Raw genomic sequence first — 26,632 nt, 5'->3', positions numbered from 1 at the left:
ATAACCTCCTATTTTTGGTCTACATAATTCCACCATAATATAGTACCATAAACACCAATAAATAAAATAGCCAAAATCGTCAATTTACTGATCCAATTAATAAGCTGAGGATTATTTAAATATATTCCTGAAATTGTCCACGGGATATAACGACCCATGGGCTGCGATCCAAAAATGGCAGCTATAATTATAGCTACAAAGGAAGTACTAACGGGAGCTAATATTCCTCGCGTGATGCTAGCGATAAGTGGGAATAGAAAACTAAGACTACAATTATAGAGTGTTACTATCCCTAACCTTTTTAGAAGAGTTCCAGTCAATAACACATTAAAATTTGTAAAATCCAAGCACAAACCCATGGCAAATGTCCCACCAATTGCTAATACTGTTATGCCTAAAAAACTTAATCCTAAAGCAAAAAACTTTGCACATACTAAACTTGTACGAGAAATTGGCAATGATAAAAGATCTTTAAAAGTTTGATCCTGATACTCTCTACCAAATACCCAGCTGCTTAAAATACCAAATCCCATTAATCCAATAACAGTAGAATACATAAAAAAAGTATTTTTCAAAAATTCTTCCCACGTTTTATCCTGCATATGGATAAGTAACAAAAAGCTATAAAAGGCTAAAATGTAAATTGGTATATGACCTCGTATTATTTTATAAAACTCAATTTTAGTCATTGACCATATCTGTTTCATAATGATTTGCCCTCCTTAATTGTTCTAATAAAGAATTCTTCTAAGCTTTCATTTACAGGTTGAAAAATCATTGGATTCAATTTCTGATTTCCTAACTGCTGTAATAAAGCAGAATATTGGTTAATGGATATATCCGAAACAAGTATTTCCTGTTCACTTACTGATGTGCATTGCAAGTTTTTTGTAGCAAGGTAATGCTCAAGATTCTTGACAGAGCCATCCGTTTTTATGTAAAGCTTAGATTCTCTGCAGGTTTCAAATTCCGAAAAATTTAATTCTCGTAGCAGACATCCATGTGCTAATATCCCAATTCGACTTACCAGCTTTTCCATCTCATCTAATAGATGGCTTGAAATGAAAATAGTTGTCCCATCTTTAGCCATTTCTAATAGAAGATTACGAACGACTACAAGCCCCTCTGGATCCAATCCATTTGTTGGTTCGTCTAACAAAAGAATTTTTGGTTTATGAATAAGCGCCTTAGCTAATCCAATTTTTTGATTGTTTCCTAAGGAAAGATCTTTTACCTTAACCTGTAGGTAATTATCTAGCAATAGCTGCTGTGAAATGTCATAAATTCGTTTCTTAATTTCTGAATCTGGTATTAGTCTTTGCCTTGCATATAATATAAGATTTTCTTCTACAGTAAAGTTTGGATAAGCATGTGGTGTTTCAATTAGGTAACCCACCTGATTCCAAAATTCAGAAGGCAACTTTGAAATTGATTGTCCAGAGTAATAAATTTCACCAGATGTAGGATTAATCATTTTAAGCAACATCCGCATTGTAGTTGTTTTTCCTGCACCGTTTAATCCTAGAAAACCATATATTTCACCTTCATTAGCTGTCAGATTAATATCATAAACACTATTTTTTGATCCGTAACTCTTTGTTAACTTCTTCGTTTGTATTATTGACAAAACGTAAACACCTCCAAGTTATACTTCATTTAAGGTACTTCAGTACCTTAAATGAAGTATAACATTATAGATTATAAAACGCAATACTCAATATTCATATTTTTTTATTTATTCTTCTAAGTGACCATATATCCCTGTTTTATTAAGCCTTTTTCTCCTCACCGCCTTATTCTATATATCACTTCTATTTCATCAAAATTATATTAGCTTACTAATCTCATATTCTTATCTAAAATCACTCTCCCCCCGCATTTTAGGCGCATATTCTTTAGAATATATATTGTAATAAAGTTTAGAAGATATATTCTAAACCATACTAGAATACATCTTCTCTTATGGTAATATTCTGAAGAATAAATATGGTACAGAATATTAGAATGCGTTGTTTATTCATACCTCCTAACTTAAATACCTCTGTAAGTACTATAGTGGAATTAGCTATAGCTTGTTATTATGAACACATAGCTAATGATGGCTGAATGCAATAGCTCCTATAATAAAATAAACCTAAACATAAATATATACTATTGTAGTACTTATCTATGTTTAGGTTTCAATTTATTGCTCTTTTTGAGCTTAACATTTTGATTTATAAATCTAGCTTTGCTTTTCTCTGATTTCATATGTATTGCATTTTGTGGGCAATGATGTATGCAGGCTAGGCATGTTTCGCATTCATTAGAAAACTTAGGTTTATTCTCAACCTTAATATTATTTACAGGACAAACTTTTTCGCATATCTTACAGCTAGTACAATTATCATTGACCATAAATCTCTTTGCGGCAAAATTATTGCTAAGTTTATCAGCCAGTCCACGGCCGCATTTAGATAAAATATTGGATGCTGCTCCTTTTGTTACAAGAGAATTTCGTCCATTGGTAATATCAGATATTATTTTATTAAGTCTTTCATCAATATCTTCTGGGCTCTTATTTATTATTTCCTCCTCCATCTTAAAGGGTGAAAGGAAATGCTGGTTCAATATGTTGCTTCAGCTGCTGTTAGTGTAATGGAGTGGTGGATTGTAAACTCAATGCCTTATCCTGCAGAATATATTGCTGAGCAGTTGTGGCAACTACTAGAGAGAGAACAAATAACCCACTAATGATATGATTAAATATGTATAAGTTTGACTATATTATAAAACTCAACGATATTATCTTTTCAGTTTGTGGCAAAAAATAATATCATTGAGTTTTGGTATTTCAAAAGAAGTATAATCATAACCACCGTAGCCGATTATGGTTATATTATTTTTCTCACTTTAACAGAAATTGCTTTATCTTTTTCTCTGTATCTGACCCAGGAACAGCGGTGAGTATAGACATTTTCAAGTCAGAATTTGATACAAGCATATAAATAGTATGCTCAAACTCTAATTCTCCTAAAATTGGATGATTAATATTCTTAAGCATTCCCTCATCTTTCTTAATGTCGTACATTGACCACCAAGAATCAAATTCTTTACTTTCGTTCCTGAGCTCAGTTATAAGATTCTCAATCCATGGATCCCCGACAAACTCTCCATACATTGTGCGAAAGCTTGCAATCATCTTTTTAGCTGAAACTTCCCATTCAGTGAATTTCTTTTTATATTCTTCATTTGTAAACATAATTCGTAGCATGTTACGTTTAGAAACATTAATCTGATTGTAATCAAGAATAATTTTTGCAGAAGCTCTATTCCACGAAATAACATTAAAGCGAGCATCCTGAATGGTTGCCGGGGAAAATTCTAAGCTGTCAAGCACATGTTGAAACATAGGATTGATATTATCACCGTAAATTTGAAAATCAGTCGGTGGCGTATGCTGTGCAAGAATATAAAGATGTTTTATTTCCTCCTTATCAAGCATCAAGGTTTTAGCTAAACTTTCAAGTGCTTTTATAGATATTTGTATAGGACGTCCTTGCTCAATCCACGTATACCAGGTTAAACCAATTCCAGAGAGCAAGGCCACCTCTTCTCTTCTAAGTCCTGGAGTTCGTCGGCGTATTCCTTCAGGCATCCCAACCTGCGATGGCAAAATTTTCGCCCTACGCGATTTTAAAAAATCCCCCAATTCCTTATATCGTTGCTTTTCATTGTACATAACTTCTTACCTTTCTTTATCATAGCAGTATTAGTACTAGTATAATTACATATCTATTACTATTATAAATAATCTGATAATATAAATACAATACTAATTAAAGATTGGAGATAATGAAATTATGAAAAAGATAGTCGCTTTTATGGGAAGCCCAAGAAAAAATGGCAATACTGCTACCCTTATTAATGAAGTTATTCGAGGGGCACAAGATGCTGGTGCAGAAACAACTGTTTATAATCTGTATGATATGAACATCAAGCCCTGCCAAGGTTGCTTTGTCTGTCGTAAAACCGGACAATGCGTTATGCAAGATGATTTTCAGGACATGTTTAAACATATTATTGATGCCGATACTGTGATTTTTGGATCTCCCGTATATGTTATGCAGATTACAGCTCAAATGAAGCTGTTATGGGATAGACTCTGTGGCTTGTTTGATGAAAATTTCAAGCCTAGATATGGTACTAAAGACCTGATAATGGTATATTCTCAAGGAAATCCAAATGGACAAGCTCTTCAAACAATCTTTAGAGGAAATGAAGCTATGCTTAAAATGTTTGGCTTAAATGTAGTTGATACTATTTTGCAAACAGGTGGCCAAGACTCCAGTGTAGCAGCTAATAATAAAGAACTTTTATTAAAAGCTTATGAAGCAGGAAAATCTATCTAGAGAACCATCAATAATGTTCTTTGCGAAACAACTATTTCACAAAGAACATATAAAAGGAGCTTTGCAATAGCAATTTTCAGTTGCTGCTGCAATATCTCTTTTCTAAAAATTCTTCACTTCTTATAATATATTTCTCACTTTACTTCTAATTTAAATATTATTTTTAGTTTTCTATCCTTCTACCTCTATTACCTTTATTTCTTCTTGTTTACCTTGTTTTAATAAAAGTGTTGGAATAATTACAATAGCAGTAATTATTGAAATAACAAGCATGGTATCATTAAGAGCTTGGAGCTGTGCCTTAAGTGCAACTTCTCCAAACATTTTGTTTAAGGCAATTCCTTGAGCATTACCTGCTGACATCCCGCTTTTAATAAACACCCCTTGAAGCATTTCATATAATTTCATGCTATTTTTATTAAAAGATGTCACTTGAGATGCTAAGTTAGAGTAATCAATCACATTTCTATGCTGCATAACGCTTGTGATAATTGTAACTCCTATGGAAGTCCCTATCTGTTTTACTGTATTAGTTAAAGCAGATGCGTTTGACATCGTCATATTAGGTGTATCCAAAGTAATTTTTGACATACTATAACTGTTAATGCCTATCAAAATTAATGCAAATACAGCAAATAACCTAACGTCAAATTTATTACCAATTTTCCCGTATAAGACCATAGATATGGCTGTAGCTATTGCTTCTGGAAATAAAATCAAACCTGTTTTTAATGCTTCTTCAGTTTGCTTTACTTCAGCCTTGTAAACATCTATACTCGTTTCTGTAGCACCATTTTTAAGCATTTCTAATTGTTCCTCTGCTGATTTTTGCCCTGACCCAGCTGAGGTAAGTTGCTGCTGTGCAGTTTCAAGCTGCACCTCTGTAGCTGCACCAGCCTCAACTAAAGCTTTTGTACGATCATAATCCTTTTTAGAGGCATCATAAGTTGCTTTAGCACTATCCAGAGCTGCTTGTGCTTGATCTACCTGAGCCTGCAAGTCCTGAGTATCTAATTTAATGACAGTATCACCTTGATTTACAACTGACCCTACATTAACTGATATATCTGAAACTCTTGCAGAAATTTTTGAAGATACATTAACTTGATTATCTGTTTCAAGTTTTCCTGCCATGATATATATGGATTTTTGCTCATTAACCTCTTCTGCTTGAACAGCATTTTCATTTCTATTATTATTTGCGGCGCATCCTGTAAAAAAAGATGTTCCTATAAGCACTGGTAATACAATTAACAAAACATATTTCTTCATAAATTACTTACTCCTTTAACAAATTAATTATCGATAAGAACTCTCATTCTCATTAAACTTTGAAATTTTCATCACCAAATTTATGTAATTAGTTAAGATTCCATTTTATTGAACCTGGCTCTATTGAATTTTTCTTTTGTAATTTCCAACGTTTTTCCCATAGCTATAATTATTCCTTGAAGTCATAATTCCCCTGCTTTCAATGTAGTACTCCATTGCTTCCAATCGAAAAAATTATGAGCACTTTGTAACTACAATCTATTGCCATAAAAACACTTTCACTAAATTTGTTCAAAATATTTTCATCTAATATTTTCAATATATTCATAATAATTACAATTCAAAAAGTTAAAATGGCCCTTAATATCTTTATTCCTGTTGTTTTACTTGAACTGTTTATTTGAAAAATCTAAAGATTTTTCCTTCCTTGACGCTATATTCCGATCTAGTTCCAGTATGAAATTTCCTTAAAATTATGACAGGCTTTCTGATATAATCGTATTTATTCTATGAATTCAACTTCTAATAAGAAGTAAAGAGGGAATCTTAATTATAATTCCCTGTTATTCTTACTGATTGAACTATTTATGTACTTTATATATGGGAAGCAAAATATTATTAATAATATCCTTACTACTAGCTTCATTTAGCCTTCCATGCAATACAATTTCATTAATAATTAGTAGAGTCGGTAAATTTAGAGCCTTTTCCGAAATAGTATCAATTGAAAGTGAAATTTCCTTGCGCTGATTAGCCCTCGTTATAATAGTCTCAATTGATTTACTGATATCATTTTCGTGATTAACAAAACTAAATAAATCGTAATATGTCGCATGCGAAAGCATATCTGAAATCACATCGCGTAGATCATCAGGTTTTATAATTCCAAAAATTGGATCTAAAACCTTAAATAGAGCAATTAAATCTTCTTTTAATGAACCATGATCACTGATTTTTCCTTCTAATGCTGGTGCTTTTCGATTTACAGCAGCAAGAATAAGGTGACATTTTTGTGGCCATCGACGATAAATAGCATTTTTGCTGGTTTTTGCGGCATGAGCTACATCATCCATAGTCAATTTGCTATATCCAATTTGATTAAGCAATAACCAAGCCTGATCTAAAATCGCATTTTCAAGTATAACGCCTCGGCGTCGACTAACATTTTCATTCATGATACAACCTCCTATTTTAGGTCTACATAATTCCACCATAATATATTACCATAAACACCAATAAATAAAATAGCAAAAATCGTCAATTTACTGATTGAATTAATAAGCTGAGGATTACTTAAATATATTTCTAAAATTGTCCACAGGATATAACGGCCTAACGGCTATGATCCCAAAATGGCAGCTATAATTATAGCTGCAAATGAAGTACTAACTGGAGCTAATATTCCTCTTGTCATGCTGGCGATAAGTAGGAATAGAAAACTAAGACTATAATTATAGATTGTTACTATCCCTACCATTTTTAGAAGAGTTCCAGTCAATAGCACATCAAAATTTTTCAAATCTAAGCAATAATCTATAGCAAATATCTCACCAATTGCTAATACCGTTATACCTAAAAAACATAATCCTAAAGCAAAAAATTTTGCCCATACTAATCTTGTACGAGAAATTGGCCATGATAAAAGATCTTTAAAAGTTAATCTTGATACTCTCTACCAAATACCCAGCTGCTTAAAATACCAAAACCCATCAATCCAATAACAGTAGCGTACATAAAATTGAAATTTTATCGGTAAATTTAGGTCCGTATTTGCTTAACTCGGTAACGACAAGTTCGGATTTGTTGGGCAGCGTCGATACATCGCCGTTTTATTAGTTTTTGCCTCATGCGCATAGACGACCTCAGAAAGCTCATTCCAGGCGGCCTGAAGGATGGCATTCTCAAGCAACATGTTCCTGCTTGATGGCTCTCATTGCCAATAGACTGAGCATTCTTAGAAAGCTGGTTGCTCTTTTGCTCCTCCACCTTCATTTCCCTCTTTCTAAATTTTTATAATTATCTATTGCATTTTGCCCAAATTCATTATACAATAATCGCATAAGATACTAACGTATCTTATATTCAACTGACATAATCACGAGTAAAGCAGGTGATGTTAATGATGCAACATATATTATGAAGAAAATAAGGAAAAAGATGATTTTGTAAAAATTGAATTAAAAGGAGAAAAGACATGACTAACAAAGAAAAAAATCAAACTGAAGAAAAACTCGCAGGCCAAGCAGTGGCAGAAAACGAGGCGATTTTCCGTCACTCCGTAGGCATGGCCAACAAGTTCGTGTCGCATATGGATTTTCATTTCACACGTACTTTAGCTAAAGAAGCATATGGTGGTGTTTCCGCCGGTGAGTGCTTCGAAACTGCCTCCCATATCGTGGACGGTGATTTCTCAACCTACGCGCCAGCGTGGCAGCCTTTGGCCGAGAGAATTGAGGCCAAAGGTTGGGAATGCCTCAAGAAGGGACACAAAGTGAGTGCACGTGAGGCATTCATGCGTGCGGCCGTATATTGGGGTTGCGTGGGTATGTATACAAGCGATACTGATCCTCTTACCAAAGAATCATGTATGCGAACACGTGCCTTGTGGAAAGAAGTCGGAAAGCTATCCGATCCAATCATGGAACCAGTGGATATTCCCTACGAGAACGGCAGGGTGATGAAAGGCTATTTCATCGCAGCAGGTGCCCCCGGTGAGAAGCGACCTACATTGTTAGGTATGGGCGGCGGTGAAAACTATTTGGAAGAGATTTACTTCCAGTGCGGTGGAGCGGTTCGTCGAGGCTACAATCTACTGATCTTTGAGGTTCCTGGCCAGAAAGCAGCGATATGGGAAAACCCTGATCTCTTCTTACGTCTGGATGCAGAAGTACCGATAGGCTATGTTGTCGACTATGCGTTAACTCGTCCAGAAGTTGACCCTGATCGTATTGCTCTAATTGGACATAGCTTTGGTGGGTACTACGTGATGAGAGCAGCTTGTTTCGAGAAGCGAATCGCCGCTTGTATCGCAAGTCCTATTATTTGGTCAATGCAGCCTGAAATACTGCAAATATTGGGATTCGATTCGACCAAGCCTTACCCTCGCGACATGGAATCACAGATAGATCCGGCCAACACGACGGCGAAATTCGTCTTGGAAGGTGATTTCCGCGCAAGGTGTGGACATAAAAATACTACTATTGCTGAGTGGATGGATTACCTTGGCAAAGGTTCCTTATTGGGTCTGGAAGATAAAATCACTTGCCCTGTGCTGAACATGATTGGTGAGGGGGAATTTGGACCTGAAGAGCTTGAGGCAGAACGACATCACTTTGCCATGCTGAAGAACCCTAAGAACAGATTTAATCTAACCACAGCTCATGAAGGTGGAGAACAGCATTGCACGGAAAACAATCTGCTGCTCAAGAACCAGTTAGAGATGGACTGGCTTGATGAAGTATTTGGATTTAATTTGTGTTAATTGAGCAAAATCGTTATTTTTACCGTTTTGTCGGATGTTTATACTCATCCGACAAAACGGTAAAATGCACTTTAGACGCATAGTAATCCGTGTAATCACTTAATTACAAAAATCATGTTTTCATTGCGGATGCGTTCGGTGCTGAGCATAGCCTTCCACTTAAATTGCAATGTTAAACAGTGAAATATTACTAAGAAAAGAGGACTGAATATGCAAGAATTGAACACTCAGGATAGTCAAATCAAAGAAATCAAGATTGAAGAAAAAAAGAATCAGTTGGGTAATCCCGGACCTTCATTAACCTTTATTTTCACAATGCTTACCATGGAGTTTTGGGGAATCTACGCCGGTATTTTCACCGGCCCCACGATAATGGCAGTCGGTGTGGTGCAAATAGCTTGTTTTATACCTTATCTGATTGGCGCAATCCTTTTCTTTTGTAAAGGTGATTCTACCAACGGCAATGTTTTCCTAATCTTCGCCACCCTATTCGGCGGAGTTGGTGGTTTAACCAATATAACTATTGGTTTTTCAAATATTATGGGTTGGCAGATCTGTACACAGATGACAGCGCTTCCTTTCATCTTGGGCGGTATCTCAATCCTGCCTGTTCTATGGGTGATCCGTAAAAGCGCTGATAAAGTTACTGTCATATGCTATTTAGCTGCTACTTGCTTCCTCACACTTACAGGGTTCGTTAGCCTTAATATTCTAAGTGCCAATTGGAATCCGTTCATCCAATGGTTTGGGCTTATTGTCACAATCACCGGATTATATAGTTGCTTAAACGGCCTGCTACTCGGCGGTGGAAGCAGGGGGATACCAGTAGGAGAGCCTTTCTTTAAATAAGACTATTGCTCAATTCCTATATAAATGATTTTGGTACGAGTGTTCATAACGAAAAACTTAAGAACCTGCATCACATAATGGTTTTCGTCATCAGGCAAACGAATATTATATTTCATTCAGAAACCTTATCTTCTCGTATATCTTAATTGAGCATCTTAGATTCACTTTATGTAATTTTGATGTTTATGAATAAAGAAAAATCAAAAGAGGCTTTATCTAAAGTTAGACGCACTATATGGGACGTAAATCATTAAAACCTATGACAACAAAATTTCATTAAACCGTAATTAATGTTATCCTTTGAAACAGATTGTTTTATTTATAGAATAATCTGTTTTCTTCTTGTATGCCCAGCATGCCAACAACTTGACGGTAAAAATCCGCTGTGGGTTTGAAAGTGTGAACCACTAGTCAAAGATCTATCCTATAGGCAGTTATTAACCAATTAATTAGAAATATATTATATAACTAGTCCCTGATATATAACCTTTTAATTATTAATTTTCATGTTTATTCACTCCATGCCCCTTAAAGACAAGGGGCTCCAATTACATAGTCATCATAAAAAAAAGCCGTGCAATATTGCACTAAGCTTTAATTTGATCAACTAATGATTTTAACAAGTTACTTGTCTTCTCTTTACCTTCCTCTTTAATCATTTTTTCAGAAATAATAAATGATCCACCAACCGCTAAAATATTATCATTACTAATATAATCTATAAAGTTATCTGCATTAATTCCTCCTGTCGGCAAGAATTTCACATCATAGAATGGTCCACTTAATGCTTTAATTGCTTTTAAACCACCATAAATATCCGCTGGAAAATACTTTACAACATGAAGTCCATAACTAACGACTTTTTGAATATCAGTTGGAGTTGCTGTTCCAGGAAAAACTGGAACTTTGTTTTCAATACAATATTCAATTATCTCTGGAATCACTGCTGGAGAAACTATAAAACTTGCTCCATTTTCAATTGCCTTCTTAGCTTCTTCTAATGTACGCACAGTTCCTGCTCCAACAATTAACTTACCCGATTGTGAAAGTTTATTAATTGCTTCTAAAGCCAGATTACTTCTAAATGTTACTTCTATAAAAGGTACATCATTTCTTAAAAGAATCTCTTCCAAATCATCTAAATACTTTAAATCGGTTGCAGTATAAAGTGGTAATAACTTTATTTCTCCTAATTTTTTATATACATCTACATTTACACTCATTATTATTGCTCCAATCCATTTTCTTTTTGAGATTTTGTGATAGCTTCATATAATCCTTTTAAATAAGTAAAACCTAAAGCACGATCATATAAACCATATCCTGGCATTGCTATTTCATCCCAAATTGAACGACCATGATCTGGACGGATGACACCATCAAAATTAACATCTATAAGCGCCTTCATAAGTGCATACATATCCAATGATCCATCAATACTCAAATGAGCAGATTCTCTAAATTTTTGTTTTCCCAAAAATTCAACATTTCTTAAATGTACAAATTGAATTCTATTTCCTAATTCATGTATGACTTTGACTAAATCTGTTTCTGGATTTGCTCCTAAAGATCCTGTGCAAAGTGTTACACCATTATAAGGAGAATCAATAATATTTATTATTCTTTTATAATCCTCTAAATTTTTTGTTACCCTTGGAAGATTAAAAATTTCCCATGGTGGATCATCCGGATGAATCCCCATTTTCACATCAACTTCCTCACAAACAGGAATAACTTTTTTTAGAAAGTATGCAAGATTGTCAAATAAATCTTCTTCTTTAATATTTTCATACATTTCCATCAAATCATTAAACTTTTTCAGACGTTCTTCTTCCCATCCAGGTAATTTAAACCCATTAGATTGACTATTTATAAGCTTAAACATCTCACTCGCATCCATATGTTCTACAACAGACTGATCAAACAACAATGAATAACTACCATCTGGGTTTTCATATTTCAAATTTGTCTTGGCCCATCCAAAGATTGGTTTAAAACTATAACATACTAAATGAATATCACATGCTGCTAAATTTCTAATTGTTTGAATATAATTATCAATATAATGATCACAGTCTTTTGTTCTTGCTTTAATTGCATCATGAACTGCAACACTTTCAATACCAAGTAACTCCAATCCCTCTTTTTCAATTGAAGCCTTAAATTCTTTAATTTCATCAATTTCCCAAACATCTCCAGGTAACTTATTTAATAAGGTCCCTACAACACCATCTGTTCCTGGAACTTGCCTGAAATGTTTTAAAGGAATAGAGTCTTTTGCTCCATACCATCTAAATCCCCACTTCATTTTATCCCTCCATCAAAAATCATCATCTTCATCAGCTTCATTAACATCTACATCAATAGGATAATGCCATGAACTAATACATTCTTTTGCTTTCTCTGCAGCTGATTTTGCAACTATTTCAATTTGTGTCCCTAAAATTTGATGATTGATTATTTCTAATAACATAGGTAAGTTAACTCCACCAATAATATAAACTTTATCTTTTAATTCCCTCTCTAATTGGTTTGTAACAAGAACTGATTGGTTATATGGGCTTGCGCTCACTAAATCAACTAATAACACAACACCATCACCTTGATTTACTTCTAAAATGGCGTTATTTATCTTCTTACCAAGTTTCTCAATATCATCTCCTGCATTTAAATTTACAGTTGCGATATTTTCTGTATTCCCCATAATAACTTCAGCTGCGTCTTTTATACCGTTGCTTAAGGTACCATGTGTGGCGATTACAATTCCTAACATGATTTAATCTCCTTTTATATTTTGATTTAAGGCATAATCAAAAATAATCATGACTTTTTGGACTCGTTATTTTCTTTCATATGCCTAACAATTCTATTACTTGAGTAAAATGGCTATAATTTAAATTTTTCTTATTTAACTTTGACTTATCTAAGTAAAACTCTTTATCTTGATTCATATCTGCACAAAACAAATAATTGATTTGACCTCTAGGTGATACATATCGGATTTCTTTAGATTCAGCAAGCTCTTCTTTAAATTGTTTACCCATTACATTTAAAGTGGCATCTGCTCCAATAGAATCTAAACAATAAACCTTTGCATTCTTTTTTACAGAACTCATTAAGACATCTAATCCTCGTCTGCCATAACAACCTTCATCGATAAATGCATAAGCCACTTTTTTCTGATTTTGATTCTCTGTTAACATCTGTAGCAAGCAAAGTACTGAAGATGTATTTCTAATTAAATTCTTTCGATTCCACTCACCTTTTGATAACTTTGATAAAATAACAAAATATCCACCGTATATTAGTACAAGACATGCTGTTTGCACAGAAAACAAAACAAATGGTGTAGAAACCAATTTCATGTATAAAAGTGTTCCTAGAATACCTAGGAAAATCCAAATTAGAGACATACAAATAACGGCTTTTGTAGTTTGTTTTTCTTGTTTTTTTCTATTGAACAATACATAATCTCCAAAATAGGCTGGAGGTGTATCATAATAAGTACAAACGATTTGATCTGCCTTTTCAATATCTCCAACATACACATTTCGTGCACTGTCTTTTTTTTGATTACTATATTCGATTACGGAAATATCTTTTCGCACTTGTGATATATCTGTTACAAGCGCCTTCAAAAATCTAATTTTCTCTTTCTTGCTATTCCGTGAGCTATACATAAACGAATACCTAGCTAATCTATCGTTAAAAATATCCTCCATGATAAACCTCCAATTTTTATTATAAGGAAAATAATAATCTTTCATTTAAAAACAATTATTTAAATTTACTAACAACATCTTTCAATTCTGTTTTAGGAGCAGAAGGAGTAGCTTGAAAATAGATATTCTCTACTCCATATTTATCTTTCATTTCTACTAATCTATCTACATCCTCTTTGTTTATATAAACAGATTTTGTAACTAGTAAATCTTTACTTGCATCTTTTTGTGCAATACCTCCAATATTCAATTCTTTCATTGGCACTCCATGTTTAACCAAGTCATACATAACTTTTACAGTTTTTGCTATCAAGATACAATTATAATCTTTGAACTGATATTCATCCCAATAGAATTTAGCTTTCTCTGGCGTAATTACTATTGTTTTTTGTCCAGTACGGCTACCTGCATTTTTATATAAATCTCTCATGAATGGGTCTTTTGCTACAACTTCATCTACTACAAAAATTGAATTTACCCCGCTCTTTTGTGAAAGAGTCACCATAACTTGTCCATGAATTAAACGTTCATCTACTCTTGCTAAATTTATAACACCCATTTTTCAACTCTCCTTTTTACTCTATAGAATTCTAACGCTAGCTAAAACAATTAAAATTAATGTTAACCATAATAATGCTGGTGTAACTTTTAAACCTTTTTTATTGTAGAACAAATAAACTCCCATAACTACTGCTAATGGTAAAATACCAGGAGCAACAGAATCTAAAATATTTTGGATAATGAATGCTTTTCCAGAAATCGTAAATTGTAAATTTGCACTAACTTTTACATAGTTACCCGCTAAGATTCCCATCATAAATAGACCTAAAACAGATAAAGTATCGATTGCAGTTTTAACACCTGTACTTCCCATCAATCCTGTTGCGTTACGTCCCATATCAAATGCTTGACGAGCAAAGAATAGACCCAATAAAACTTGGTAAAGTGCAAAGCAAACGAATGGGAACAACGCTCCTAATGGACTACCTTGCTGTGCCCAGGGAACTGCGATGGCAATAAAGATATATTGCACAGTCCCTGAGTCAATTGCATCACCAATTCCAGCAAGTGCACCCATTAAACCAGCTTTTGTGTTATACATCAAATCGTCTTGCATTGTTATTTCTGATTGTTCATATTCTTCTTTTGCACGTTGTGATTCCATGGAAGCCATTAAACCAGTAATAACTCCACCACCCCAGCTTAACTGAGTATTGAAAAATAATAGTTGTCTTTTATAAGCAGCTTTTAACGATTCATCATCTTTGTATAATTTTCTTAAAATTGGCATCATTCCATACAACAAAGAAGATGCAAGATATCTTTCAAATGAATGTGGAATTTCATTCGCAAAATGCCATCTTAAATATGCTTTAGTAACATCCTTTTTTGTGATCTCTTCTGGAGCTTTAGCAGCTCTTTTTACATTTTCACTCATTTTATCTACTCCTTAAAACCCATCATCATAATCATCTTCATCTAATGTCTCTGTACCCTTAACAACATTTGTACTAGGAACATTCTTTCCTTTTTGAGACATACTGAAAATTAAAGCAATCAATAGACCAAACACAGCATAAGTTACCATTGTAATATTCAATGATTTTAATGAAACACTCATGAAATACGCCAAGAAAAAGAATGCTAAGTAATCCTTACGTCCAATTACATAAACTGTTGTGGCAATACCAATAGCAGCTAATCCACCACCAACAACTTCAAGTATATGAATGACATAACTTCCTTTCAAAGCATTGATTACATCTGCAATAATTGGTGCCCCAAAATATAAAGCTACAAATACCAATGGTACAAATAGAGCAAATGATGCAATTGTAGGTAAAAGAATTATCGAACGCTTAATAGCGCCATCATTTAAATCTTCTACAGCTTTATCTGTATATTTACCTAAGAATGTATTGATAAAAAAACGGAATTGATATAAATAACTTCCTAACAAACCAACTGGAACTGCGACAGCAATAGCGGCTTCAGGCTGTAAATTTCCTAATAAAGCAACCGGTACTGCGATAGCTGCTGCAATAGATGGTTCTTGTGGCATGGATCCTCCTGGAGAAAAAACACCCATATAAATCAGCTGCAGCGCTGCTGTAACAATCATTGCTTGGCCAACATTTCCCATAACAATACCAACAATCAAACCGGTCATTAAAGGTGAAAATCGAAGCGTTAGTGAAGCTCCTCCACCAAACCATCTTGACATAACCGCGCCAACCCACAAAGCGATTAAAAAACTCTGTAATACACTTAAAGTTTCCATTACTCTTCTTCTACCTCTTTTCTACATATTTTTCTAAATCAAAGATTGTTTTTTTCAAAATATCTGGCGTAATTACAATAGGAATCAAATGAACTTTTTCTTTTGAATTAATAAAACCAACTATATCATCAAGAACTTTTTCATCTTCTGGATACAATTCCATATAATGCAGAGATACAGGTAGTTTCAAATCTGAATAGAAAGTCATTAAAGAATCAATCGTCGACCACTTGCCTTCTAGAGCCAATTGGTATAAAACCCCATAAGCTACTTTTTCGCCATGAAGATATGAATGGCTTTCCGGAATATATTTAGCTATTGCGTCATGCATTGCATGTGCTGCGGCATTACGGGCATATTTATCTCCCAATCCTCCACATAAACCTGCAACTGCTATCACAATTTCAGACAAATGTACAAATTCTTCCGAAACTACTTTATTCTCCATATCTTTCATTGCTTTAGCCGATTCTTTTACAATTGATTCATTACATAACTTTGCAGTATAACTTGCTAGCTTCAAAAAGGGTTCGTTCTGTAAATGTTTTTGAGCTAAAATAGAATCTGATTCATACCATTTTGCAATTGTATCTGCCAACCCTGCAATGAAGTAACGTACTGGAGAATCAATCACTAAATATGGATCTGTTATCAAGAAACTAGCCTGCCTCATATAATGCTCAGATTTTCCTTCTGATTCTCCACTTTCCTTATACATAACAGATAAAGGTGTCCATGGTGCACAATTACTAACCAAAGTTGGAACGACCCCATATTTAACATTACAAATATGACCAGCATATCCAACAAGATCTACAAGCTTTCCGCCACCAACTCCAATAATAAAATCGATATCATTTTCTTCAACAATTTGTTCTATTAAATCTGCACCATAATAGCTACATTCCCCTGTATATTGATGATAAAAAACATTTTGATCTATCGTTTCTAAAAACTTCATCTTTGGCTTTGCTTTTTCCCAAGAAATTGTTCCATGTACGATCAAGATATTCTTTGATTTATGTTCTTTTAATAATTGCGGAATAAAATCAATTGCACCTTCATGATACCTATAGAACTCAGGACCAACTTTAACCTTTAAATCAGTCAACATTTTTATCCCCCCTATTTTTTAATAAATTTACTTGTTGGCTGAATTGCCCTCTCTGGTAAAACACCTTGAACTATTTGTTCCACATCTGTCACGCATTTATCACCCATTTGCTCTAGACATTCTATAGTATAAGCTGACGTATGAGGAGTTATTAAAACGTTATCAAAAGCTAGATAAGGATGGCTCTTTCTTCCTGGCTCTTCTTCTAAAACATCTGTCGCAAAACCAGCAATTTTTCCAGATTTCAATCCCTCAATAACCGCATTTTCATCCAATAATGCTCCTCGCGCACTATTCGATATGTAAACACTGTCTTTCATTTTTTCTATTTCGTTTTTAGATATCATATGATAACTTTCTTTGGTTAAATTTGCACAAAGACAAATAATATCAGAAGAAGTCAACAATTCATCTAATTCAACTTTTCTTGCCCCATAAGTCTGTAAATACAAATCTGACTTGTATGGGTCATAAGCTAAAACATTACATCTAAAACCATTTCTAACAATCTCTACTACACAACTTCCTGTGTTTCCAACTCCAATAACACCTACTGTTTTATTAAAAAGTGCATGTCCAACAAATTCAGCTCGATCTTCCCAACGATCCGCTTTAACTCGATTACTGGACTCCATTGTTTTTCTTAATACAGCCAGCAAATTTGTAATGTTGTTTTCTGCGACTGCGTCCCGTTCTACTAAAGCCGGAACTATTGTAACAATAGTATCATGTTCTTTTGCCGCATCGACATCAATATTGTTGTATCCAATTCCATGACGTGTAATCAGCAAAAGCTCATCTTTGTAATCAAAAAACTCTTTAGTAAAAAAAGGGGTTACACTTGCAACGATAATATTGTATCCACTTAATAAGTTTGCAAGTTCTTTTCCATTCATTTCATTATCAACTTGAAAATAATCAACAGCTCCTATTTCCTTCAAACGATCAATGTGCTTAGGGAATATCTTTCCAAAACTACTTGAATTAACAATAGCTATCTTATATTCTCTCATATCTATTTATCCTTCTTTACAATAGAATGTCCACCAAATCCGTTTCGTAAAGCCGAAACTACCTTTGCAGAAAAACTATCATCTTCCTGAGATAAATTACGCATAAATAAACTTAAAGCAATTGTTGGTACTGCAATCCCCATATCCAAAGCAGTCTCAATAGTCCATTTTGCTTCTCCAGATGCAGCAACAACTCCTCTGTAGTCTTCTAAATTTAGACTGGCTTTGAATTGTGATTCAGCAATTTCCATAAGCCAACCTCGAATAACAGATCCGTTATTCCAAACCCTTGCAACAGCAGCTAGATCATAATCAAATTCACTTTCTTTAACAATTTGAAAACCTTCACCGATTGCTTGCATCATTCCGTATTCGATTCCATTATGGATCATTTTCAAAAAGTGACCACTTCCTGATTGGCCAGTATATAAGTAACCCTTTTCAACTGATATATCTTTGAAAATTGGCTCTATATCCTTAAATACTTCAAGATCTCCACCAATCATCGTACATGCACCACCGAGTGCTCCAGAAGTTCCACCTGATGTTCCACAATCAAAATAAGATATTTCTTTCTCCTTAAAAGTCTTTGCACGTCGTATTGAATCCTTAAAATTTGAATTTCCACCTTCAATGACAATGTCATTTGGAGAAAGTAAATTCAGCAATTGATTCAATACAGATTCCGTAATTTCTCCAGCAGGTAACATAGACCAGATTACTCTTTTTTCAGTAAATGAAGTAATGATTTTTTCTAAATTATCAAATGTTTTTATACCTTCCTTTTCAGCATTTTCTTTTGCTTTATCAGATAAATCAAATCCCATAACATCATAATTATGATTCTTTAAATTACATGCTATGTTTAAACCCATCTTCCCAAGACCTATAATTGCTATTTTCATACAATCCCTCCATTTCATGTCTCTATTGTATCAAAAAAAATTTTTTTTGTAAATATTTTTATAAAAAAAAATTTTTTTGATACAATTGCGCTTTTCTCATACTTCTATCTCTATCCTCCTCTTGCAATTTCAGAAATACTATGATATTTATATAAAGTAGCAGACATATTAAGTCGTTATAGTTAAAAGATTACTAATGATTTAGTTGCTAGTGCTTTAAAAATGCTTATTATAGTTAGTCTTCTCATAAAAATAAGGAACTGATCTTGACTTGTCGTATTCAAGATATTGACACAAAATTACTATTTGATATACTTATAACAATGCTATTTTTTAATAATTCAACCACTTTTCATACATATTAAACTCAATTGTTCATTCGATTATATGAACAAAAAATCTATATCATTTTTTTTATAAATTTGATTTTTATATATAGTACTATTTAAAATATACATTACGCTCAAAATTTTTTAGTGTTTTTAAAGTTACAATATATCATTTATAAAAAGGAGGACCAACATGGAGGTATCTGTTAGACTTAAAATTAAATCGTTATACAATGGATTAAGTACTAAAGAACAAAATATTGCAGACTATATACTTGAAAATCCCATTTCTGTGGCTCACAATTCTATCAGCTATTTATCTGATGAACTCAATGTTGCAGACTCTACCTTATTTCAATTCGCAAAAAAACTAGGCTATTCTGGCTTTAAAGAGTTTAAGATGGCTATCTTAATTGAAGAAAATAATTTTTCAACTACATCAATTCATGAAAAAATTGAAATTGATGATAATGAATTAACTATGGCACAAAAAGTCTTTGATTCAAACATTAAAACACTAACTAATACTAAGAAAATATTAGGGTTAGACGATTTGAAAAAAGCGGCTGAGATTATATCCAATTCAAATCTACTATATTTTTTTGGTGTCGGCGGATCAGGAATACTTGCAGAAGATGCATATCATAAATTTTTACGTTCCCCAGCCCATGTCCGTCATAGTACTGATTATCATATACAGCTTATGGAAGCATCTTTATTAACACCACAGGATTGTGCAATTTGTATCTCACATACAGGAAAATCAAAAGAAACTATCAGGATTGCTGAAATAGTAAAAGAAGCCGGTGCAAAAGTAATTGTTATCACTAGCCATGCATCTTCTCCTCTAGCTAAGATAGGTGATGTCGTTTTTATTTCTATATCCGAAGAAATCGAATTTCATTCAGAGGCCTTATCTTCTCGTATATCTCAATTGAGCATCTTAGATTCACTCTATGTAATTTTGATGTTTATGAATAAAGAGAAATCAAAAGAAGCTTTATCTAAAGTTAGACGCACTATATGGGATGTAAAGCATTAAAACCTACGACAACAAAATTTCATTGAACCGTGATCAATGTTATCCTTTAAAGCGGATTATTTTATTAATGGAATAATCCGCTTTCTTTTTATGTATCCAGAATGGCAACAACTTTGGCAGTAAAAGTCCGTTGCGGATTTGGTAGTGAAAATCACTAGTCAAAGACCTATCCTATGGACAGTTAGCAACCAATTAATCAAGCTGCTTTTCTGTTCTGGACAAAAACATCTCAAGTGCTTCACTTATATCAATATTCATACGCTCGGCTAAAACAACCAACCACCATATACATTCAGCAAGCTTATGTTCAAGTTCGGAAGTTGTATCTCCACCCTTAGGCCAACGCTCTTGATGAGACATAGTTAAACGTCCAACCAAACCAGCATCTGTTAGGAAAGCCAGTGCATCCTCTTCTACTGTCCATTCTTTCCCATGGTACTGTTTTTCTAATTTGTGATAGAGTTTTCTTATTTTAATAGAACTTTCAACCACATCACTAAAATTTATATCTTTCATCCTATTCATCTTCTTCCTATAAAAATTTGTGTTTAATACCTTTTTATTTTAGCAGGTTCAATTTGACAACAGTTTGTCATATTAAAAATAAACTATTGATATTTTTTATATATAAAAATATATTTATTCATAACAATCTCCTATAATATAAAATTCATAGATAAATATATTAACAAATAATAATTTTAATGAACCATATAATATGACACTATTATGTCATATTATATGGTTTATACTTTATAAAAGGTAGGTGATATTATGCAAATTAACAGATTGTTTCAAATTATATACATACTTCTCGGGAAAAAATCTATAACTGCTAAAGAATTAGCTGAAAACTTCAAAGTATCAACGCGAACTATTTATCGAGATGTCGATGTTCTTTCTTCCGTTGGCGTACCTGTATACATGAGCAAAGGTAATGGAGGCGGAATACATCTTATGGAAAATTATACATTAAGCAAAGCGCTTATCTCTGATTTAGAAAGTAAAAACTTAATGTTATCACTCAAGGCCATGCAGGCAACTCAATATCATGAATTAGATAGTATCCTTGAAAAGATGGGGGCAATATTCAATAATTCTTCCGATTACAATTTCATAGAAGTTGATTTTTCTCATTGGAAAAGCTGTCCTGATGAGAAAAACAAGTTTAATCATATAAAACTAGCTATTCTGCAGCAAAATGTCATTGAGTTTGACTATATAAATGCTCAGGGTAATAAAAGTAAGCGTTTGGCAGAGCCTAATAAACTTATTTTCAAAAATGACACTTGGTACTTACTAGCTTTTTGCCGTAAGCGTCAAGAGCAAAGAATATTTAGAATATCAAGATTGAAAAACTTAAATGTTTTGAACGAGGCATTTGATAAAAAATTACTGAGTGAATCTTCATTGAAAAAATGGGACACTGCTTCTCAGTCCTTTATTAACTTGAAGCTTTATGTTAAGCCTCATGTTTTAAATAGAATATATGATTATTTTGATGATTCATTTATCCTCCCAAATGATGACGGGAGTTTTACCCTTGATGTAATACTTCCTGATAATGACTGGCTAATTAGTTATATTTTATCTTTTGGAAGCTCTGTAAAAGTATTAGAACCAGAACATATACGCAAGGCTATTACATATGAATTAAAAAACACATTAAATTTTTACGATTTTTAATTGGAATATGACACACTGTTGTTCTATTGCTCTTTATATAATAAAGAAAAAACATAAGGAGAGATAGAAATGAGCTTAGATTTTATTAAAGTTAATCAAGAGAAATGTGTAAAGTGTGGTGCCTGTGCTTCAGTCTGCATAGGTATTATCGGTATGGGCGAAAATGGTCCTCAGGCAATACGAGATGAAAATCTTTGCATGAGCTGTGGACAATGTGTAGCTGTTTGCCCTAGAGAAGCACTTGATAATGTAAAAACTCCACTAGCTAATCAAGTAGTAAAAAGTACCCAAAAATTTGATGAAGATGTAGCTGCTGAATTCATACGTTCCCGTCGTTCTGTCCGCAGCTATCAAGAAAAACCTGTTCCAAGAGATGAAGTAAAAAAACTTCTTGACGTTGCACGAATGGCTCCATCAGGCTGTAATACGCAAGGGATATCTTATCATGTTGTAGATGATCCAAATTTATTACATCAAATCTCAGAAGTTGTCATTGACTGGACAGAAAAAGTATTAATCAAAACCCCTGAACTATCTGGCACAAAATATTTTGATAATATAGAAATGACTATTGATATATATCATAATACCCATGAGGATGTTGTTCTGCGTTCTGCCCCTTGTTTAGTTATAGCAATGGCTGATAAAGATTTTGCTACAGGACGTGAAAATTCTTATATGTCATTAATTTATACTCAATTATTTGCTACAACATTAGGCCTTGGGAGTTGTTTTTCAGGTTTAGTTGATGGCTGCGCCGCATCTAATCATGAACCACTTTTAAAACTACTAAATCTTCCTAAAGACAAGCAAGTAACCGGTGCAATATTCGTAGGCTATCCAAAGTATACATACAAGCGATTGGTAGACAGAGACCCTCTTCAAGTTACATGGCAATAATTTTAACAGATAATCTGTATTTTCAAGAATCCAAAGACAAAATTAGTTAAATACAAGTGATTTACAGAATAGAAATTTTTTATTATTACAACATAATACTATGTTGCGAAAATAACTTTACATTATTTAATGTAAGAAATTCAGTAAGAAGCTCAATTAAATTAATCTTTGTGAATTGTGCATTGTGAACTGTGCATTGCACTATATATAATATACACCAATATAAAAAGAGGGATAAATTTACTCTATCTCTCTTTTTATACTTAATATATTTAGGTATGATCCAAAATAATAAGTAGATTTACCTGCCTATTTTCCATCATATGCCTTACTAAAATTAATAGGATAAATAACTATTTAACTCTTATTCCAAATCTGCTACTAATTTTACAATTTTGCCTTCCTCTATAAAAAACTGATATAATCCGGTAATTTCATTTTCTGGGAAGTTACCTTTAAATAATACCCGCATATCTACAAAATTCTCTTTCACATGGTACTCTATAATTTCCGTATAGGTTTCATAACCTACAAAATATGTACTGAAATAATTTCTCACTTCATTTTTTCCAATAAGATTGCTCCCTATGGATTTCTCTTGAATCTCACAACTATCTGAAAAAGTATTTACATAGGCCTCCACATCATGTTTATTTGAAGCATCAATATAACTTTCAATAATTTCAGGTAATGCTTGTTTATTCATAAATATCACTCCTCATACTTTTATTATAAAAGAAGTATAGCATCTATAATATGACAACATATCGTCATGTTATAGATACTATTTCAGTATATGTTATATTCAATACTAGATAAATTTGTATACAAAATATGGTTCACTGGTATTACATTAAGCATACTTCTTTATAACTCTTTTCCCAGTAACCCTTTTAATCTTGGAATCAAAAATTTCAAAATCTCATCGGCAAAACCGCAATTTCCCATCGTGACTATTATACTAAAAAATGAAGAAAAATAAATAAATCTAACTTTAATATGACATACTGTCTTCAGGTTTGACATGATAATATGATTACAATGACAATTTATCAAAAATGAATTTTGGAGGTATTATACATTGAAGAAAATTAGTATTGAACCAAGTTTAATATTCTTTCCCCAACCTATATATATTATTGGTACCAAAAATCCCGATGGTTCACCCAACTTCGGTACTGTCACATGGCTAGAGGTAACTATTGACAATACTCCGCATATTGTTATGACCATTGGAGGAAATAAACAGACGAGAATAAATCTCCTAAGAGAAAATAAATTTTCTGCCAACTTAGTCAGTCAGGATATGATTTGGCTTGCAGATTATTTGGGATCAACTACAGGTACTAGTGGAAAAAAAGATAAAGTCAAATATGATTACGTATGGAATGAGGATCAAAATATACCTATGCTTGAACAAAGCAGATGGATATACGAATGCAATGTTAGCAAAGTAATTGAGTTAAATGGAAGTCATTTATTCATTTCAGAAATAGAAAATATACAAATAGATGAGGCCTTAGAAAATATTGATTTCAGTAAGATCGATCTAAACAAACTAGATCCTGCTATTTATGCCCCATTCAATTATTATGCTATTGGTAATAAAATTGGAAACCGTGGAGATTGGATGAAATATTTGAAATAATATACCTCGCCTTACTGATAGTTGGAAAAGTGCTGTAGTTTAAACATTTTTCCAACTATTTTTTAATTAAGTAATACCAATTATTCAAGTTATTCATACTTTTAGTTTACTTCTGATTTTATTATATACTCTATAATTTTCTCTTAAATCTTTTTCATTAAGGTATAGCGCTACTAAAACTTTCAGCGGAATTTACATCTCCACTTCCTTTGTACTCAGGATACGCAGGATATTCTAAAGACGGACGTGTACGACCTTTAGTCTTTTCAGAAAATAAAATTTATAATGTTAAGAGCAATCTGCTTTTTATAACAATATTGTAAAATTCTAAAATTCTTAAAAATATACATTCTTAAATTCTTTAGAATTTAAGAATGTCTAACGAATAACCATATATCTTTGACGAGGATTCACAAAAAATACTTTAAAACTCTACAAAAGACTTATCTGATATTTATTTAATATAAAGCTATTCTTTTTTAACAATTAAAATTTTATTTATTCTTTTACTATCACATTTTAATATCACAAACTCACATTCCTTATAATTAATTTTATCATTAACTTGTGGATATGATTTTAGTTGTGAATAAACCCATCCGCCTATAGTATCAATATTTTCAACCTCAATTTCTGCATCTACCAGTTCATTTATATCTTCAATATGAACTTTTCCGTCCACTATATATTTACCATCTTCAATTTTCTTAATTTCTTCCATCTCTTCATCGAACTCATCTTGAATTTCGCCAACTATTTCTTCTAAAATATCTTCAATCGTTACAAGCCCAAATGTTCCTCCATATTCATCAATAACTATAGCCATTTGTATTTTTTCTTTCTTAAATATCTTTAATAGTTCACTTATTGACATTGACTCTGGAACAAATTTGATTTCTCTAATGATGTTTTTTATATTATTATCATTTCCTTCAATTTTAAGCTTATATAAATCCTTAATATGTATAAACCCACTAATATTATCTTTACTATCAGTACATACCGGATATCTAGTTAACTGTTCTGCTAAGGCATATTCAATTATTTCATCAAAAGAACCTTCAAGAAAAATGCATGCCATATCAGTTCTGGGTATCATTATTTCTTTTACTGTCTTCTCAGAAAAATCAAATATATTATCTACAAAAGTTAATTCAGTTTTATCTATTAAACCATGCTTATAACTTTCTTCAACCAATAGCTTTATTTCCTCATCGGTATGAGCTGCCTCATGTTCATCAACTTGAGAAAGCCCAAATATCTTTAGTATAAAATTTGTAGTGTGGTTAAACAACCACATAATTGGATAAGTTAAATTATAAAACATAATCAAAGGTAAAGATGTAAGCATTGCTATCTTCTCTGCGGTTATAATGGCTAATGATTTAGGTACTAGCTCTCCAAGTACAATATGAAGAGTAGTTATAATTGAGAATCCTAAAACAAATGAAATTGAGTGCGCAGTTCCTTCTGAAATGTTAAATAAATTAAATAATGGCATTAACATATCTGACACTGCCGGTTCTCCAATCCATCCTAAACCTAAAGATGCTAAAGTTATTCCTAATTGACATCCAGATAAATATGAATTCAAATTATTTACAACCTTTAAAGTGTGTTTAGCACTTTTATTCCCTTCAAGGACTAATGTTTCTATTCTAGACTTTCTTACTTTTACAACAGCAAATTCAGCTGCGACAAAAAAACCATTCATAAGTACAAGTAAAATCACAATAACAATATTTATTAATATATTCATTTATTCATATACCTCCAAAATAATCTCTACTAACCACCACTTATGCTACAGAATTCAAGAAATAGTATAAAGTGTATGCTAATAAAAAATAAATACAAATGCCTTGCATTTTCTGTAATACATCTATATCATAGTTTAACTATAAAATCATTTCTTCATTCTTAAGAGAAAGTTTTATTTTTTCAATTCTTTTTTCTATCATTTCTTTTATTTTAAAAACTAAATTATCATATTCTACAT

The 26,632-nt window shown here is 32.7% G+C and carries 28 protein-coding genes; 8 read left to right on the top strand and 20 right to left on the bottom strand.

Annotation, left to right across the window (positions count from 1 at the left end; translation table 11 throughout):
* Positions 1-8: 8 nt before the first annotated feature.
* The 3 genes from F3K33_RS11090 to F3K33_RS11080 form a co-directional block, all read right to left on the bottom strand.
* Positions 9-707, bottom strand: coding sequence for an ABC transporter permease (locus tag F3K33_RS11090; protein WP_039770812.1), 699 nt, complete (start codon positions 705-707; stop codon positions 9-11).
* Positions 704-1,627: an ABC transporter ATP-binding protein gene (locus tag F3K33_RS11085; RefSeq protein ID WP_039770814.1), complete on the bottom strand. Its 924-nt coding sequence runs from the start codon at positions 1,625-1,627 to the stop codon at positions 704-706. The genes F3K33_RS11090 and F3K33_RS11085 overlap by 4 nt, the downstream gene beginning before the upstream one ends.
* Before the next feature lie 536 nt (positions 1,628-2,163).
* On the bottom strand, positions 2,164-2,610 hold the full coding sequence (locus tag F3K33_RS11080) for an EFR1 family ferrodoxin (RefSeq protein WP_244620237.1): 447 nt from the start codon (positions 2,608-2,610) through the stop codon (positions 2,164-2,166).
* On the opposite strand from F3K33_RS11080, the gene F3K33_RS11075 reads away from it, so the two are divergent.
* A complete protein-coding gene (locus F3K33_RS11075) occupies positions 2,599-2,733 on the top strand; it encodes a TetR-like C-terminal domain-containing protein (protein WP_242976432.1) in 135 nt (44 codons plus the stop codon). The genes F3K33_RS11080 and F3K33_RS11075 overlap by 12 nt on opposite strands.
* A gap of 154 nt (positions 2,734-2,887) precedes the next feature.
* On the opposite strand, the gene F3K33_RS11070 is transcribed toward F3K33_RS11075, so the two are convergent.
* Positions 2,888-3,721 (bottom strand): helix-turn-helix transcriptional regulator, encoded by an 834-nt coding sequence (locus tag F3K33_RS11070; RefSeq protein ID WP_039770816.1) that lies wholly within the window; start codon positions 3,719-3,721, stop codon positions 2,888-2,890.
* Between the two features lie 121 nt (positions 3,722-3,842).
* On the opposite strand from F3K33_RS11070, the gene F3K33_RS11065 reads away from it, so the two are divergent.
* Complete coding sequence (locus F3K33_RS11065) at positions 3,843-4,391, top strand: flavodoxin family protein (protein ID WP_039770817.1); 549 nt, start codon at positions 3,843-3,845, stop codon at positions 4,389-4,391.
* 171 nt (positions 4,392-4,562) lie between these two features.
* Here F3K33_RS11065 and F3K33_RS26725 read toward each other — a convergent pair whose 3' ends face one another.
* The 3 genes from F3K33_RS26725 to F3K33_RS26720 form a co-directional block, all read right to left on the bottom strand.
* Entirely contained in the window at positions 4,563-5,663 is a 1,101-nt protein-coding gene (locus tag F3K33_RS26725; RefSeq protein ID WP_051144802.1) for a biotin/lipoyl-binding protein, read from the bottom strand.
* A 581-nt stretch (positions 5,664-6,244) separates the two neighbouring features.
* Positions 6,245-6,838, bottom strand: coding sequence for a TetR/AcrR family transcriptional regulator (locus F3K33_RS11055; protein WP_039770820.1), 594 nt, complete (start codon positions 6,836-6,838; stop codon positions 6,245-6,247).
* A 164-nt stretch (positions 6,839-7,002) separates the two neighbouring features.
* Positions 7,003-7,293, bottom strand: coding sequence for a hypothetical protein (locus F3K33_RS26720; protein ID WP_243141326.1), 291 nt, complete (start codon positions 7,291-7,293; stop codon positions 7,003-7,005).
* A 564-nt stretch (positions 7,294-7,857) separates the two neighbouring features.
* Here F3K33_RS26720 and F3K33_RS11045 point away from each other — a divergent pair.
* Positions 7,858-9,144 (top strand): dienelactone hydrolase family protein, encoded by a 1,287-nt coding sequence (locus tag F3K33_RS11045; protein ID WP_039770821.1) that lies wholly within the window; start codon positions 7,858-7,860, stop codon positions 9,142-9,144.
* A gap of 210 nt (positions 9,145-9,354) precedes the next feature.
* Positions 9,355-9,993: a hypothetical protein gene (locus F3K33_RS11040; RefSeq protein WP_039770822.1), complete on the top strand. Its 639-nt coding sequence runs from the start codon at positions 9,355-9,357 to the stop codon at positions 9,991-9,993.
* Positions 9,994-10,580: 587 nt separating this feature from the next.
* On the opposite strand, the gene F3K33_RS11030 is transcribed toward F3K33_RS11040, so the two are convergent.
* The 10 genes from F3K33_RS11030 to gnd form a co-directional block, all read right to left on the bottom strand.
* Positions 10,581-11,216, bottom strand: coding sequence for a bifunctional 4-hydroxy-2-oxoglutarate aldolase/2-dehydro-3-deoxy-phosphogluconate aldolase (locus F3K33_RS11030; protein WP_039770824.1), 636 nt, complete (start codon positions 11,214-11,216; stop codon positions 10,581-10,583).
* Between the two features lie 2 nt (positions 11,217-11,218).
* A complete protein-coding gene (gene uxuA, locus F3K33_RS11025; RefSeq protein WP_039770826.1) occupies positions 11,219-12,301 on the bottom strand; it encodes a mannonate dehydratase in 1,083 nt (360 codons plus the stop codon).
* A gap of 12 nt (positions 12,302-12,313) precedes the next feature.
* On the bottom strand, positions 12,314-12,766 hold the full coding sequence (locus F3K33_RS11020) for a PTS sugar transporter subunit IIA (protein ID WP_039770828.1): 453 nt from the start codon (positions 12,764-12,766) through the stop codon (positions 12,314-12,316).
* Between the two features lie 76 nt (positions 12,767-12,842).
* Positions 12,843-13,715 carry a hypothetical protein gene (locus F3K33_RS11015; RefSeq protein ID WP_039770829.1) on the bottom strand — a complete coding sequence of 291 codons (873 nt, stop codon included), beginning with the start codon at positions 13,713-13,715 and terminating at the stop codon, positions 12,843-12,845.
* Positions 13,716-13,770: 55 nt separating this feature from the next.
* Positions 13,771-14,274, bottom strand: coding sequence for a PTS sugar transporter subunit IIB (locus F3K33_RS11010; RefSeq protein WP_012058423.1), 504 nt, complete (start codon positions 14,272-14,274; stop codon positions 13,771-13,773).
* 21 nt (positions 14,275-14,295) lie between these two features.
* A complete protein-coding gene (locus tag F3K33_RS11005) occupies positions 14,296-15,153 on the bottom strand; it encodes a PTS system mannose/fructose/sorbose family transporter subunit IID (RefSeq protein ID WP_012058422.1) in 858 nt (285 codons plus the stop codon).
* Positions 15,154-15,165: 12 nt separating this feature from the next.
* Positions 15,166-15,996 (bottom strand): PTS mannose/fructose/sorbose/N-acetylgalactosamine transporter subunit IIC, encoded by an 831-nt coding sequence (locus tag F3K33_RS11000; RefSeq protein ID WP_012058421.1) that lies wholly within the window; start codon positions 15,994-15,996, stop codon positions 15,166-15,168.
* A 10-nt stretch (positions 15,997-16,006) separates the two neighbouring features.
* A complete protein-coding gene (locus F3K33_RS10995; RefSeq protein WP_039770832.1) occupies positions 16,007-17,110 on the bottom strand; it encodes an iron-containing alcohol dehydrogenase family protein in 1,104 nt (367 codons plus the stop codon).
* An 11-nt stretch (positions 17,111-17,121) separates the two neighbouring features.
* Positions 17,122-18,123 carry a D-isomer specific 2-hydroxyacid dehydrogenase family protein gene (locus F3K33_RS10990; protein WP_039770834.1) on the bottom strand — a complete coding sequence of 334 codons (1,002 nt, stop codon included), beginning with the start codon at positions 18,121-18,123 and terminating at the stop codon, positions 17,122-17,124.
* 2 nt (positions 18,124-18,125) lie between these two features.
* The gene (gene gnd / locus F3K33_RS10985) at positions 18,126-19,028 is read right to left on the bottom strand and encodes a phosphogluconate dehydrogenase (NAD(+)-dependent, decarboxylating) (protein WP_039770836.1); all 903 of its coding nucleotides are present in this window, start codon (positions 19,026-19,028) and stop codon (positions 18,126-18,128) included.
* 522 nt (positions 19,029-19,550) lie between these two features.
* On the opposite strand from gnd, the gene F3K33_RS10980 reads away from it, so the two are divergent.
* Entirely contained in the window at positions 19,551-20,399 is an 849-nt protein-coding gene (locus F3K33_RS10980) for a MurR/RpiR family transcriptional regulator (protein WP_023976534.1), read from the top strand.
* 192 nt (positions 20,400-20,591) lie between these two features.
* Here F3K33_RS10980 and F3K33_RS10975 read toward each other — a convergent pair whose 3' ends face one another.
* The gene (locus tag F3K33_RS10975; protein ID WP_023976535.1) at positions 20,592-20,915 is read right to left on the bottom strand and encodes a MazG-like protein; all 324 of its coding nucleotides are present in this window, start codon (positions 20,913-20,915) and stop codon (positions 20,592-20,594) included.
* A 258-nt stretch (positions 20,916-21,173) separates the two neighbouring features.
* Between F3K33_RS10975 and F3K33_RS10970 the strand changes: the two genes are divergently transcribed.
* On the top strand, positions 21,174-22,085 hold the full coding sequence (locus tag F3K33_RS10970; protein ID WP_039770839.1) for a helix-turn-helix transcriptional regulator: 912 nt from the start codon (positions 21,174-21,176) through the stop codon (positions 22,083-22,085).
* A gap of 69 nt (positions 22,086-22,154) precedes the next feature.
* Positions 22,155-22,985 (top strand): nitroreductase family protein, encoded by an 831-nt coding sequence (locus F3K33_RS10965; RefSeq protein ID WP_039770841.1) that lies wholly within the window; start codon positions 22,155-22,157, stop codon positions 22,983-22,985.
* A gap of 364 nt (positions 22,986-23,349) precedes the next feature.
* Here the strand turns inward: F3K33_RS10965 and F3K33_RS10960 are convergent, their stop codons facing one another.
* On the bottom strand, positions 23,350-23,691 hold the full coding sequence (locus tag F3K33_RS10960; protein ID WP_017212677.1) for a nuclear transport factor 2 family protein: 342 nt from the start codon (positions 23,689-23,691) through the stop codon (positions 23,350-23,352).
* 375 nt (positions 23,692-24,066) lie between these two features.
* On the opposite strand from F3K33_RS10960, the gene F3K33_RS10955 reads away from it, so the two are divergent.
* Entirely contained in the window at positions 24,067-24,633 is a 567-nt protein-coding gene (locus F3K33_RS10955) for a flavin reductase family protein (RefSeq protein ID WP_039770843.1), read from the top strand.
* Positions 24,634-25,102: 469 nt separating this feature from the next.
* On the opposite strand, the gene F3K33_RS10945 is transcribed toward F3K33_RS10955, so the two are convergent.
* Positions 25,103-26,392, bottom strand: a complete 1,290-nt coding sequence (locus tag F3K33_RS10945) for a hemolysin family protein (RefSeq protein WP_023976540.1) — start codon at positions 26,390-26,392, stop codon at positions 25,103-25,105.
* Positions 26,393-26,632: the final 240 nt, after the last annotated feature.

The sequence above is a fragment of the Clostridium beijerinckii genome, assembly GCF_008705175.1.
In the GTDB taxonomy this organism is placed as follows: Bacteria; Bacillota; Clostridia; order Clostridiales; family Clostridiaceae; genus Clostridium; species Clostridium beijerinckii.
The sequence above is the reverse complement of the archived record's forward strand: the minus strand, read 5'-3'. Positions and strand labels throughout refer to the sequence as shown.

Bases quoted from the DNA above. Each gene is read 5' to 3' on its own strand.
- F3K33_RS11090 (WP_039770812.1), bottom strand. From the start codon at position 707: ATGAAACAGATATGGTCAATGACTAAAATTGAGTTTTATAAAATAATA.
- F3K33_RS11075 (WP_242976432.1), top strand. From the start codon at position 2,599: ATGCTGGTTCAATATGTTGCTTCAGCTGCTGTTAGTGTAATGGAGTGG.
- F3K33_RS11070 (WP_039770816.1), bottom strand. From the start codon at position 3,721: ATGTACAATGAAAAGCAACGATATAAGGAATTGGGGGATTTTTTAAAA.
- F3K33_RS11065 (WP_039770817.1), top strand. From the start codon at position 3,843: ATGAAAAAGATAGTCGCTTTTATGGGAAGCCCAAGAAAAAATGGCAAT.
- F3K33_RS26725 (WP_051144802.1), bottom strand. From the start codon at position 5,663: ATGAAGAAATATGTTTTGTTAATTGTATTACCAGTGCTTATAGGAACA.
- F3K33_RS11055 (WP_039770820.1), bottom strand. From the start codon at position 6,838: ATGAATGAAAATGTTAGTCGACGCCGAGGCGTTATACTTGAAAATGCG.
- F3K33_RS11045 (WP_039770821.1), top strand. From the start codon at position 7,858: ATGACTAACAAAGAAAAAAATCAAACTGAAGAAAAACTCGCAGGCCAA.
- F3K33_RS11040 (WP_039770822.1), top strand. From the start codon at position 9,355: ATGCAAGAATTGAACACTCAGGATAGTCAAATCAAAGAAATCAAGATT.
- F3K33_RS11030 (WP_039770824.1), bottom strand. From the start codon at position 11,216: ATGAGTGTAAATGTAGATGTATATAAAAAATTAGGAGAAATAAAGTTA.
- uxuA (WP_039770826.1), bottom strand. From the start codon at position 12,301: ATGAAGTGGGGATTTAGATGGTATGGAGCAAAAGACTCTATTCCTTTA.
- F3K33_RS11020 (WP_039770828.1), bottom strand. From the start codon at position 12,766: ATGTTAGGAATTGTAATCGCCACACATGGTACCTTAAGCAACGGTATA.
- F3K33_RS11015 (WP_039770829.1), bottom strand. From the start codon at position 13,715: ATGGAGGATATTTTTAACGATAGATTAGCTAGGTATTCGTTTATGTAT.
- F3K33_RS11010 (WP_012058423.1), bottom strand. From the start codon at position 14,274: ATGGGTGTTATAAATTTAGCAAGAGTAGATGAACGTTTAATTCATGGA.
- F3K33_RS11005 (WP_012058422.1), bottom strand. From the start codon at position 15,153: ATGAGTGAAAATGTAAAAAGAGCTGCTAAAGCTCCAGAAGAGATCACA.
- F3K33_RS11000 (WP_012058421.1), bottom strand. From the start codon at position 15,996: ATGGAAACTTTAAGTGTATTACAGAGTTTTTTAATCGCTTTGTGGGTT.
- F3K33_RS10995 (WP_039770832.1), bottom strand. From the start codon at position 17,110: ATGTTGACTGATTTAAAGGTTAAAGTTGGTCCTGAGTTCTATAGGTAT.
- F3K33_RS10990 (WP_039770834.1), bottom strand. From the start codon at position 18,123: ATGAGAGAATATAAGATAGCTATTGTTAATTCAAGTAGTTTTGGAAAG.
- gnd (WP_039770836.1), bottom strand. From the start codon at position 19,028: ATGAAAATAGCAATTATAGGTCTTGGGAAGATGGGTTTAAACATAGCA.
- F3K33_RS10980 (WP_023976534.1), top strand. From the start codon at position 19,551: ATGGAGGTATCTGTTAGACTTAAAATTAAATCGTTATACAATGGATTA.
- F3K33_RS10975 (WP_023976535.1), bottom strand. From the start codon at position 20,915: ATGAAAGATATAAATTTTAGTGATGTGGTTGAAAGTTCTATTAAAATA.
- F3K33_RS10970 (WP_039770839.1), top strand. From the start codon at position 21,174: ATGCAAATTAACAGATTGTTTCAAATTATATACATACTTCTCGGGAAA.
- F3K33_RS10965 (WP_039770841.1), top strand. From the start codon at position 22,155: ATGAGCTTAGATTTTATTAAAGTTAATCAAGAGAAATGTGTAAAGTGT.
- F3K33_RS10960 (WP_017212677.1), bottom strand. From the start codon at position 23,691: ATGAATAAACAAGCATTACCTGAAATTATTGAAAGTTATATTGATGCT.
- F3K33_RS10945 (WP_023976540.1), bottom strand. From the start codon at position 26,392: ATGAATATATTAATAAATATTGTTATTGTGATTTTACTTGTACTTATG.